This window comes from Dendronalium phyllosphericum CENA369, assembly GCF_016056275.1.
GTDB classification, from domain to species: domain Bacteria; phylum Cyanobacteriota; class Cyanobacteriia; order Cyanobacteriales; family Nostocaceae; genus Dendronalium; species Dendronalium phyllosphericum.
Genome location: NZ_JAECZA010000321.1, coordinates 1 through 12073, shown reverse-complemented (window position 1 = coordinate 12073; position 12073 = coordinate 1). Strand labels below are relative to the sequence as shown.

The window sequence follows — 12073 nt, the reverse complement described above, 5'->3', positions numbered from 1 at the left end:
GATTTGTTCCTCAAGGTAAGAACGTTTGAGGTAAAAGGGAGAGGCAAGAGGAACTGAGCCGCTGGGGTAGCAAGGTAACGTATCCTGATTAACTGTGAGGGGAAATAGCGTCAGGTCTTGTTTCAAAAGTTTTGTATTTGGAGCTGCTTCAATGATGGCATAGGATTCCAGCAGCACCCGACAGTTTTTCTTGGTCACGCGCTGACCAATGACCTCGGAGAGTCGCCCAAACAACTCTGGGGCAACAACATTGGTAAAGTAGCCAGGACTATAACCTGCCTCTATAGCTATTTGATTATAAGTTTTATACTGCCAAATCCCACGCATAATCAGATTTTCGGTAGAATTAAGGGGGCGATTGTGGCTCTCAATTAGCAGCCGATCAACAATCTCAAAGAGACTATCAAGGTTCATAGAGATTACAGAGAAATGCTACTAATAAAGATAACAGCAAAGACAACAGGAGTTACGCAAGTAACACAATATCTGCCATTTATTAGTACAATAGTATTGTTTAGACAAATTAAATTATTCAGAAGGATAGACCTCTTCTTTCACTTTCCAGATTAAACAAAAGTTTTCGTAAATCAAACAAAAATAGATTCATAAATACGGTTCTGAACTTTCAAATTTCCCTGTTGCTTGACTACTAGCCCTGACAAAAGCAATTCTCTTTCCTCTGAACTATCAACTGCAATAATCTCTCCTTGATGCAAAATTTGACGGTAGAGTTCTAGTAGCCGAACGGATTGTTTACTTTTGAGAAGCCGATCGCGAATAGTTCTTAAATGTTCTGGTTCATCCTGGGATTCCCAATTCTCTATTACCAACCTTCGCACTAAATTTTCAATCCATTCGGCTTCTCTGTTGGTAGGGATAGCAGATGAAGAATTGCGGATGAGTCTACAGAGCTTTTGAGTTAAAAAAGGCTGGCCATTAGTCCAGAATAACACTTCTTTTAAAACTGTTTGAGGATTGCTCACTTTCTCGGTCAATCCTTGAAGTAGAGGTTGCGCTTCATGCTCTTTAAACCCTGACAATTGAATGGTCTGACCGATGTTAAAAGGCGTTCTTTGGTGGTCAGTAATTAAGTCAGCAGGCGTAGCTACTCCAAAAAGAGCAAAGGTTAAACGTCGATACTGTGGATTAATACTACGTTGATTATAGCAAGAGCGAATTAGCGCAAAAAAGTCATTAACTGGGAATTTTAAACTTAAGAAGCTATCAATTTCATCGATAAAAATTATCAAGTTTTTAGATATAGTATCATTTCCTTGAGCAACTTCAACTAGCAAAACTTCTTCAATAAATTGACTCAACCTCTGAACTGGAGAAATATCTCCTTGCTCTTGCCACCAAGTTTTTAGATTAACCTTTCTTAATAAACCAAAACTTCGCCATAGCTCTACTGTTAAGCCTTTGTACCATTGGTCAGGCGTGACGTTTTCGCTACCAATACGGGTCAGATCGATCGCCCCGCAGCTAAATCCCTCATGCTGGAGATGGTGTATCATGCGTACCATCAGACTTGACTTGCCCATCTGCCGAGGATTGAGAATATAACAAAATTCCCCGCGCTTCAACGCCTTGTAGAGATAACGGTCTGCTGAACGCACAACATAAGTGGGAGCATCCATCGGCAAACTTCCTCCTACTTGATAGTCAAAGGTAGAGGGTTGTTCGCCACTTTTGAGTAACTCGTTTTCAAAGAGCAGTTCGGCTTGGGTGGCTTTGAGAATTTCTAGGGTTTGTGAGAGTTCTTGAGTGCGCTCTTCTACTCTCAGCTCTAGATTTCGGTTATAATTTTCTAACTGTCCGTAGAGACGGGCATTTTCAATGGAGATAGCAGCTTGAGTAGAAAGAATTCTTAAAACTTCAATGCGATCGCTGGTAAATGCATCTGTAGTTAAATTGTTTTCTAGATATAAGATACCGCTTAGTTTGCCTTGATTTAACAAAGGAGTACAGAGAATCGATTTTGGTTGAGTGGCGACGATGTAGGGATCGTGAGTAAATTGTCCTTGATGAGCAGCATCACTTAAGACTACATTTTCATGCGTGCGAACCACATAGTTGATGATGGCAACTGATAGGAAGGGGGTTTGACTTGCAGAATTGACAGAGTTTACTGGAAGAGATTGCAGTGTAGTAACCTTATCAGAATCGATAGTCCCTTCAGCTTCAATGACCCAGTTACCTTGTTTATCCAGAATCAGCAAGCCTTTTTGAGCACCTGCATTCTCAATCGTGATTTTCATCAACTTTTCTAGCAACTTGTTTGGGATGATTTCACCAGAAATAGTTTGTGAAGCTTTGAGAACGCTATTTAAATCTAAGACACCGGATGTAGTTTGGCTTGAGTCAGTCATTGAAAAGTTCAAGCTAGTTTGAAGAGTATCGATTGAAACTTTGGCTAAAAATTGTGGGTATTGAGCCTCTAAATTTTTTACCTTTGCCACAGCTCCCCAGCATTGATAAGTATAGTAGGCATCTTGTAGGTAGTGACGGGCAACGTGGTTTTGGTTTCTGGCTAAATAGAATTTACCTGCTAGTTCATAAGCAAGAGCTTCTTCGTTAAGATATTCGTTTTCGTGGGCTAGGGTTATGGCGCGATCGTAATATTCTCTAGCTTCGCTATCTTTGCCTAATACACGGGCACGTTCCGCTTCGACTAGATAGAATTTGTGCAGAAAATTCATGGGAGCTTGCTTTGCCCATAGTTCCATTTTTTCTTGTTTAGCAGCAACCTTTCTCAGAATCTCCTTTCTTTCAGCTTCTGAGACATGAGGATAAACTGCTAGCCGAGCTAGTGTGTCATACAAGTAGGTAGTAGGAAGAATGAATGATGAGCCTGCATTAGCAGCATATTCTTCAAACTGATCTGCATTCTCAACAGCTTGCCGAAATTCTTGGAAAAGATAACACAGAGGGAGTTTATGTGAATAAGCATGCATCATAGCAGTGCGATCTTTTGCTGCCAAATGGACTGGCATCATTTTTTGTTCGTCGTATACTTCACCAATCAAACGGCATGGATTGTCGGCTTGTCCCATTAAGTTAAGGATAGCCTGCATATAGATTTGGGTCCAATGAAGGTAAGCTTCCTGCTGAGTTTGACTAGTAGCTGTAATTGCTTTCGCCATCTCTTTCTTAGCATCTATCAGTTCCACGCCACTTAGGTACAAAGCGTAGGCATAACTAACCATAGCACTAGCAGCATATTCAAGATCTCCAGTCTCTATCCCACTTTGATAAGCTTGCAGGTAAAAAGATGATGTGTCTCTGAGAGGTTCATTCCAATGTTTGAGAAATAGCTGATACATCACGTAAGTTCTTGCTTTGAATGTTTGATCTTTGAACCGTTCTAGTAATTTCAAAGCAAGTTGACCAAACTGATAGCCAGCCTCAAGCTCTCCTATTAAGCAGAGGATAATCCCGTAACCTGCATACGGAAAAGCAGAATCAGCAGAATGCCCGTACTGAAACGATAAATTCACCTGTCGGCACCAATTTACCAAGCTCAGTTGATTAATTGCTATGTATGCAGGACTATGCAAATAGTTCAGAACCCGCATAGCTGCTAGTTTATGCGGATCGGTCATTTGAGGTAAGTCTATTAGCTCCTTGACTTGCCTCCCCGCTAAGGCAAACTTTATCTGCTCTATCTCTCGCGTCAGATCGGATTGATTCGGTTGTTCGGGTAATTCTACCCCAAGTAACTTCAGAACTTCTAGCCCAGTCTTGATTGCTTCTATGAATTTAATTTGGGCACAATAGGCTTGCATTTTGACTTCATATGCTCTGGCTTTTTCTAGCAGCGTTTGGGCTTTTTGCAAAACTACCTTAGTCAAGCGCTCCATTTCATAGTAGTTGGCAATTGTATAAGCCGCTTCTGCTGCTTCAACATACAAATCTAAGGTGAGGCTATACTGCTGCGACCAACTCTTTTTCCCCAACAAACTTAAGCCGAGCTGGAAATAATTGAAAGCCGATTGACGAGCTGTTGATGATTTGGCTTTTTTCCCTGCCTGTAGATTTAACAGAGCTAATTTATCTCGCTCTGTTCGTCGATTAATTAGCTCCCGACCTTTGTTCAACTGGTTAACAATCTCAAACAGCTTCTGTTCAAGTTCTTCAGACGATGTATTTTGCAGTAACAACTTTCCAACGCGCAGATGTACTGCCTGTGTATCTGCCTTGGGAATGAGCAAATAAACTGCTTGTTGGATGCGGTCGTGGGCAAATTTGTATTCTGCGACTAATTGACCTGACAAACCTTCTACATCAAGTTCTACCAACTGATAGGCATAGCTCAGGGGTACAATTAGACCGGATTGGAGTGCTGATCGTAAATCTGTCGCAGTTTCCCGTATAGATTTTTCATAGATGACCGCCAGTGTTTTCAAGTCAAACTGGTTTCCTATGCAAGCTGCTAATTTTAATACGTCCTGAGTTTTGAGCGGTAATTGTTTAACATTTTTGGTCATCAACTCTACAACATTATCTGCAAGTGGTTGCTTTTTAATTTGCTCTAAGTCCCACTGCCATTCCTGAGAAGCATAGTTAAAACACAACCATCCTTCAGAATGCAAATTTTTCAGAAATTCATTGATGAAGAACGGATTACCACCAGTTTTTTCATGGAGTAATTGGGCAAGTGTTTTGGCAGTTGTTGATTCTACAAAAAGCGTATCAGCTATAAGTTGTGTAACATCGTTCAAGGCTAAGGGAGAAAGTAATATTTTATTAATTGTGACTTTTGCTTTTTCAATCTCTTCCAAGCTTTGAATTAGTGGATGTGCCTCGCTTACTTCATTATCTCGATATGCCCCGATTATAAATAGATATTTTTGATCTGCTGCTATTATCAGCAATTGAATTAATTCAAGCGAAGCCCTATCTGCCCACTGTAAGTCGTCTAAGAAAATGACTAACGGATGTTCGGATTGAGTAAATATATTAATAAATTTTTTGAAAACAAAATTAAAGCGATTCCGCAATTCGGCTGGAGGAAGGTCTGGTACGGGTGGTTGTGAACCAATAATCAGTTCTACTTCAGGAATTACTTCAATAATTATCTGTCCATTTTCCCCCAATGCCACTTGTAACTTCTCTTGCCATTTGTCAATTTCTGCGTTGCTTTCTGTTAGTAACTGCTGTGTTAATGAACGAAATGCCTGAATTAAAGATGCGTAGGGAATATCTCGTTTAAACTGATCAAACTTACCAGCAATAAAATAGCCATGTTGGCGAGTCAGTGGCCTATATATTTCCTGTATTAACACTGACTTCCCAATACCGGAATACCCCGACACCAGCATCATTTCACTAGCTCCTTGGCTGACTCGATCAAAGGCAGCTAATAGCGTAGAAATTTCTCGTTCTCGCCCATACAGTTTTTGCGGAATTTTAAATTGATCGGAAATATTGTGATGAGCAATTAGGAAAGGGTCAATTTGCCCTTTGGTTTGCCACTGTCTGAGACATTCTTCTAAATCTGCCTTTATCGTATATGCTGATAGGTAGCGCTCCTCAGCATTTTTTGCCATCAGTTTCAACACGATCGCCGAAATCATTGATGGAACTTCTGGCTTGAATTCGTGTGGTGGGGTAGGTTGTTTAGCAATATGACAATGCACTAGTTCCAAAACATCATCTGTAGGAAAGGGGAACTGCTCCGTCAGCAATTCATAAAAAGTCACTCCCACCGAGTAAAAATCAGTGCGATAATCAATCGCTCGATTCATTCGACCCGTTTGTTCTGGCGAGATATAAGCTAGCGTCCCTTCTAATACATTTGGGTTGCGAAAGGTTGGGTTTTCTCGCGACAGTGTTGTTGAAATTCCAAAATCAATTAGCTTAAGCTTACCTGTCTTCTGATTTAAGATAATATTTGATGGGTTAATATCTTTGTGAATAATATGCTGCTGGTGAACCTGACCGAGAATGTCAACAATCTCAATTGCCAGATGGAGAAACTCAGCAATTGTGAATTGCCTCTTAGGAATTATCTGATTGAGAGATTCGCCGCCAAAATCTTCCAACCCAATTACCCAGTAATTTTCTATGTTTTCCAAACTATAAACATTGATTACACCTGGTAGATGAATGCTTCGGGTTGTTTCATACTCTCGCTTGAACCAAGCAATTTTTTCAGGGGGAGGATAGGCTTGTTTGAGCATTTTGAGGATAACAGGCTGGCCATCTTCTAACTGATGTCCCCGATAGACTAGCGAGTTGCTGCTATCATACAGTTTTTCAGTAACTTGGTAATCAGAAAAGTTAAACATTTTTACCTATCTTTAACTCCTTAAAAGGAGTCTTTATTAGAAAAAACCGCAACAAGTACGGTTTGACTTAAGAAAATTTAAATTCACTATCCAGATTTTTGCAATTTCTCTTTAATTTTTCGTACCAAACATGTAGCAATCCGAATTGTTTACACCACATCCTATATCAGGAGTGATTAAAGTCAGGTTTAGGGTCATCTGGTGGAGAAGGAGGAAAAGGATCTGGATCTGGCAAGGGATCGGGCCCTGGATCGCCAGAGGTAATAGCAAGCTGAACTAATTCGTCTGCAAATAACGCTGCAATTTTAGTGGATTCTTTGCTCATCATCGCAGTTTGCTCTGCTTCAGATAAACCTACCTCGTCCATTAAGGAACAGGGGTTATTGATGAAAATACTTTGTTTGTTAGTGTCAAGTGCTAAATCTGTTAATAAATAAAAGAGTTTACTCATGAGATATCCTCCAAATCTTTAAAGTAGTGACCAGTGAAGAATGTAAGCTAATCATCGTTGATTTTTTGAGTCAATTCCCTTGAATTAAGAATTTCAGTACTCGTATCATGCAACTTTAATGCCATTGCAACAAACGACTTTTTAAATCTCTTTGACCGTTCATCGTTTGAAGATACTGGAGTTTGATAAAGTCTTTCCCCTGCATAGTAAGGATTGATTGTCATTGCAAGCGTCAGATAAGGATCTGATTTGTTAATAGTAATGTCTCCCTTCAGAATCAAGTTTAAGTCGCTAAGTAAGAAAAGAACATTGGCACATGTCTGCGTCAGTGCATAATTTTTCCATAGCCATAATTGTGGATCATTATGAAAATTTAAACTAGGGTGCTCTATCACATCTTTGAGAATAAGCTGTGTTAAATTATCTGTTTCCCCGGCTTCTGTCCTTATATGTTTCAAAGTATTAATTATTGAGTCAACACAATTTATATGTCTTAATACCTTTTTACATATTTCAGGAAATTCTAACTCTCCGTCTTCAAAGAATCTCTTTAATTTTGCTTCAATATTCTTTTTATCATTTTCTGATAAACACCCGCGTTCCTTCTTTTGGTTGGCTTCAATTACAGTAAGAATTAACAGAGCAATCAAGTCACCTGGTTGAAGTATCAAGGCTTGTTGGGCAAAAGCGATCGCTCTACCGTAGTGTTTGTCTTTATTTTTAACTTCTTTTTTCGTTAAATAAAAAGACAGTAGTGCATGTTCGTGAAGATTTGTCCTCCTGGTTTCTAGGAATGGGACGGGAGAAGAAGAGTTTTGCAAAACTCCTATTTCCGGGGCTATTACTGTCTCTACTTCTAAATCCCAGAATGAATCCTCGTATTCTTGAGCCAATCTGTAAACTGTTGCTCGCATACCCCATGCCCAAGCGTATGTGGGGATAAGTTCAAGCGCTCTGTTAAGATAATTCAAAGCGTGTTCTTTACTTGGTGTATCTATGTCATCTTTTGTCACCAGCGATCGCGAATCTATAGCAGCCTTAGTCATTTTCAGGCGGTAGGTTGCTCCCAAGTGAGCTAATGCCCACGCATAGTTACTTGTTTTTATTGTTTCTATTGTTTCTTCTCTTGTTTCATTTGTTTTAATGTTTAGTGCTTTTTTGAAATGTTCTATAGCTAATTCGAGATATAGCTGTTTTCGATTTTCCGCAATTGCCCTGAGACGATAGGTTTCACCTAGCTGTGCATGTGCCCATAAATACTGATCGTTCTCTTTGATTGCTTTCTTTAAGTAACATTCTGCTTCCCCATAATTCATCAACTCGTAGTAAGTTGCTCCTAGATGAGCATTGACCCAAGCATTGTCTGGATAGCATTTTAGGAGCTCTTCAAAAATCTTGCTCGCCTGTTCATATGCCCCTGACAAGCGAAGAGTTTCTGCTTTTTGGGCGATTATCAGATCGTTTTGATTCATCTGCATAAAATTTCTCCTTAACTGTCACTTAACGCTTAATTCCTTGAGATTTGCTCAGAAGCTTAACTAGCAAGTAATGCCTGAGTTCTCGGCTGATCCCGCCAATCCAACCAAGCTGGATCGTGACCGACTAACTCAATGGCTTCATCATTAATCGGAATAGCTTCTCGAAGATATTTCCATGCTTCCTCGCATTTCCCTTCCAAGATTGCTAAGCCGCTAAGTCGGTACAGGATATCTCCTCGATCCTCTGTCTCCCATTTAGAGAGCAATGCTGCCCGCGCTCGCTCGATTTCACTTTTTGCTTTGTCCAATCCCTGCCAGCGTGCCTTAGCTACTGCAATGCAGTACAAAGCTGTAGTGTCATGCGGAGCCTGTTGCAACCTAGAATCGCAACAGGCGATCGCCTGAGAATATTGACCGTCGTAGCAAAGGATCAACCCTCTCTCTATTTGCCAATTTTTCACAAATATAGTTTCGTCAAGGGCGATCGCTCGGTCGAAGTCAGTCAGGGCTTTCTCGTAGCACTTCATCAGCTCGTAAACCCGGCAGCGATAGGCAATTGCCCAAACATAATCTGGCTTCATCTCAATTGCTCGATCCAAGTCAGCCAGTGCCATTGTGTAATAGGTTTCCCCTAGAAATCGGTAGGTTACGCCCCGGTGAGCAATAGTCCAAGTGTACTCAGGCGTTAGTTCAATGGCACGGTTGAAATCTGTCAGAGCTTCTTCATACCGTTTCATAAGATAGTAGGTTTCTCCCCGGTGAGCGATCGCCCAAGCGTAGTTAAAATTTAGCTCAACAGCGCGGTTAAAATCGGCTAGCGCTGCTTCAAAATCTCCCATTAGCCGATAATTCTCACCTTGCTGAGCTAGAGCTTTAGCCTTGTCGGTGTTCTGTGCGATCGCTTGGTTAAGATCGGACAAAGTTTGTTGATCGCACTCCATCAAAGAACCTCCTCTTTTGTAGTTTCTTTAGCAACAGACATACCTAAACGCGCCATCATTTCCTTGTCCACAGGCGCTAAAGCTTGAGGCGGAACATAAAGCGTCGAAACCTGGGTAACACTGCTCTCTGGTAGCTTAGACAGAGGAATACGCTGGATAACTGCTTCGCAAACTGGATAATAAACTGCTGCTTCGTAAACAATCACTTCATGGTCAGATCCATAATGTGTTTTTAAGACCTCGGTCAATATGCTTAGAGGACGAAAGTGTTCCCCTGGCTTGTAAAAACCCAGATTGCCAAGCATTGCAATCTGCCATAAAATCAAGGCACTGGTGGGATCAAATTTGCGCCGCCGAATTAAAAAGTCTGTTGCTTCAAAACTTTGACATCCGTTTCGACCGGGATCGAGACCAAGGTCAGCAAATAAGCAATCTTCGGCAGAAATCCCAGGTAGCATCTGCGCTCGAAACCCTTCTTCTCTAGCCTGTCTAATAGCTACGTGTGTAGAATCAGCTAATACCCCCGGATGACCATAAAAAACAGCACAAACATTCAAGCCCTTACGAACTTCTGTCAATATTCTTTCGGTCATTTCCCGGTAGGTATCTTTGCGTCGTTGATTGTTCGTATTATATGGCAAAGCTTCTGCTGTGGTATTTAATTCTTTGAGCCATTTGGCTGTTACTGGATCAGCCAAAGCATATAAAACCTTATCCGCTTGCTCTATCCAAGCTTTTGCCCCTAAGGTCAGATTAGCCACCAATTGAATACCCGTACCAACAATTATTAAAGAACCAGTTTTCAAATTAAATTCCCTTTAATTTCATTGCTTTCTCCAGTGCTGCTTGGAGTTTTTTATATCACCTTAAGATTTTGTAGGATTCGCTAAGTCTGCTAGCTTGTTAACTAAAGAACTAATGACAGCAATTGCCCCTCCCCCAGAAACGACTACTTGACTAATCCTAAAAAAAACATTAATTAACTTTGCAAAAATGCCAATAAATGTATTAAAATCTTCTAGTTACTTAATAACTGCGTTTAAATTCTTTATTGTTGTTTGTAAAACTTTTGCAGCTTCGCTTTTGATATTAGTTTTTCTCTTAGTCTCTGAAACTCATAAAACTCATCCCAGAACTCATAGAAAAACTCATGAAAAATAACATCACTAAGTAGAAAGAAACTTACATCCACATGGGAAAAGAATTGAGTCGCTCTTCTGTCAGCAGTTCTGACAACCAACCCATTTTCACTGGAACTTCGTAAAGCCGTCCAGGCGCTAACCTTTTCCACATATGGCGCATTCCCGGAACGATGACTTTGGCAATTCTTAGTCCAATATCGGGACGAGTCTGATCTAAAACCAGCATTTCTAAACCATTGTTCTCTACGATTTGTTGACAAAGCTTGACATCTTCGAGTAAATCGTCACTTGCAACTTCGCGATAATCGCCACTGACTTTAGCAGCAATTCTCTGGCTTGGAACTAAATAAGGTTGATTTGCTAAAGTTGCGGTTTTCCACCAATCTACCGCCAAGCGATCTGCTGATGGGGGATATTGAGTACTTCCATCAGCGTTTGCAAATAAAACATTAGGTAAAATTTGGTTAACTTCAGTCAAGGCTCGACTAATAGCAATCTTGGCATCGAAATGAGCGCCATAACCCAAAACAATATCTTCTACAGAGCGATCGCTTCTTCGAGTCACAGCAGCAAAAACTGGAATATTCAGATCGCTGGTAATATCTAAAACCCAAAGTTCCCGATTAATAGTTTGATAATATTGCTTCAAGCTTTGAAAATAAGGCTCGTCGAAACTATCTAAATCCACTTGCGGCTTTTGCAAACAGTTATACCACCATAAGGCGACAGCATCTCGCTCTACTAACTCCGTAAACCCTTGCAGAATAGCTTCTTCAAGAGTATTACCCGCCGCACATCCATTAGAATCAGCCCATTCGGAACAAGTTAAAAGAGAGTGGATTTTGTCAATAGATCTTTGGGTATAAATATATCTACATAAGAATGATAATCGTAGCTAAGGGTAAGGAGGCGAGCGTCGCTCGCCTCCTTACCCACTCCTGTATTTGATTATCATTATCGTGCTGGTCTGCTAGGATGGTTTACTTGCGAAAAATTTATGTGAAACTCAGTTAATACCTAGTGTGGTAAAATTCACTAGACAAGACGACTCTCTAGGTTAGCTAAGTAAGCCTTGGGGTCTCGGCGAAATCGATACTGTTCAATTCTGGCTTTGTGGTGTTTTTGCAACTGAGAGCGTAATTCGAGCCAAGTATGAATATCAACTTGTGCTAAATCAGATGCGGTAAAAGAATGAAGTTTAGTAGCGATCGCACAAGCAAGTTTGACAGAACCACGAATAACGAGAGATGAGGGAGGAACCTTACGACCTGTACAACGACGTTGATGATGACGTAGCATACCAAAAGCATGTTATAAGTCATTATTAGTTCTGGGAAACCCTTCAATTTCGTAACAATGAAAAAGTCCAGACCAGTAGTTCTGGGTGGTTTTTATAAAGTTATCGATTGCGGTATTAAGTGTACCAGCTTTCTGCTTTTGTTGGAACATTTCCGTTAACAGTTGCTGATAAGTTTGTTGGACTCCAGCAGCATCAAGAGCTATTTTATTGTTGAGAATATTACTAGCTTTATCAATCCACTGATATGCAACCCTCACAGGTGAAAATAAAGATGCAGTCGCAGATAATCCCTTGGCTAGAAGGTGTTTTAGGTTGACTAAAGGTGGTGGTAAAACACTTTTTTTTCCATCCGTTCTAAGCTTTGCTCTATCAACGTCAAATTTGATTGTAACTTTAATCCAGATGCCTCTAACGGTGGATGACCATCATTGGTAATAGAACTACGTACTGCCGAGCAATAATCTTCAATAA

8 protein-coding genes and 1 pseudogene are annotated in these 12073 nt (G+C 40.5%); all 9 read right to left on the bottom strand.

Annotation, left to right across the window (positions count from 1 at the left end; translation table 11 throughout):
• Window positions 1-414, bottom strand: a pseudogene (locus tag I8752_RS36370) (AAA-like domain-containing protein); the annotation flags it as partial.
• 173 nt (window positions 415-587) lie between these two features.
• Window positions 588-6290 carry an AAA family ATPase gene (locus I8752_RS36365; RefSeq protein ID WP_214436990.1) on the bottom strand — a complete coding sequence of 1901 codons (5703 nt, stop codon included), beginning with the start codon at window positions 6288-6290 and terminating at the stop codon, window positions 588-590.
• 166 nt (window positions 6291-6456) lie between these two features.
• Window positions 6457-6741 (bottom strand): hypothetical protein, encoded by a 285-nt coding sequence (locus I8752_RS36360; protein WP_214436989.1) that lies wholly within the window; start codon window positions 6739-6741, stop codon window positions 6457-6459.
• A gap of 47 nt (window positions 6742-6788) precedes the next feature.
• Window positions 6789-8219, bottom strand: a complete 1431-nt coding sequence (locus I8752_RS36355) for a tetratricopeptide repeat protein (protein ID WP_214436988.1) — start codon at window positions 8217-8219, stop codon at window positions 6789-6791.
• A gap of 56 nt (window positions 8220-8275) precedes the next feature.
• Entirely contained in the window at window positions 8276-9160 is an 885-nt protein-coding gene (locus I8752_RS36350; RefSeq protein ID WP_214436987.1) for a tetratricopeptide repeat protein, read from the bottom strand.
• Complete coding sequence (locus I8752_RS36345; protein ID WP_214436986.1) at window positions 9160-9966, bottom strand: SAM-dependent methyltransferase; 807 nt, start codon at window positions 9964-9966, stop codon at window positions 9160-9162. Before I8752_RS36345 ends, I8752_RS36350 begins: the two co-directional genes overlap by 1 nt.
• Before the next feature lie 376 nt (window positions 9967-10342).
• Complete coding sequence (locus tag I8752_RS36340) at window positions 10343-11143, bottom strand: YcaO-like family protein (RefSeq protein WP_318780947.1); 801 nt, start codon at window positions 11141-11143, stop codon at window positions 10343-10345.
• Between the two features lie 194 nt (window positions 11144-11337).
• Window positions 11338-11601 carry a hypothetical protein gene (locus I8752_RS36335; protein WP_214434455.1) on the bottom strand — a complete coding sequence of 88 codons (264 nt, stop codon included), beginning with the start codon at window positions 11599-11601 and terminating at the stop codon, window positions 11338-11340.
• Window positions 11602-11613: 12 nt separating this feature from the next.
• A complete protein-coding gene (locus tag I8752_RS36330; RefSeq protein WP_214436985.1) occupies window positions 11614-11859 on the bottom strand; it encodes a hypothetical protein in 246 nt (81 codons plus the stop codon).
• Between the last annotated feature and the right edge of the window lie 214 nt (window positions 11860-12073).

Excerpts from the sequence above, each read along its gene's own strand:
- I8752_RS36335 (WP_214434455.1), bottom strand. The coding sequence starts at position 11,601 with ATGCTACGTCATCATCAACGTCGTTGTACAGGTCGTAAGGTTCCTCCC.
- I8752_RS36350 (WP_214436987.1), bottom strand. The coding sequence starts at position 9,160 with ATGGAGTGCGATCAACAAACTTTGTCCGATCTTAACCAAGCGATCGCA.
- I8752_RS36355 (WP_214436988.1), bottom strand. The coding sequence starts at position 8,219 with ATGCAGATGAATCAAAACGATCTGATAATCGCCCAAAAAGCAGAAACT.
- I8752_RS36365 (WP_214436990.1), bottom strand. The coding sequence starts at position 6,290 with ATGTTTAACTTTTCTGATTACCAAGTTACTGAAAAACTGTATGATAGC.
- I8752_RS36360 (WP_214436989.1), bottom strand. The coding sequence starts at position 6,741 with ATGAGTAAACTCTTTTATTTATTAACAGATTTAGCACTTGACACTAAC.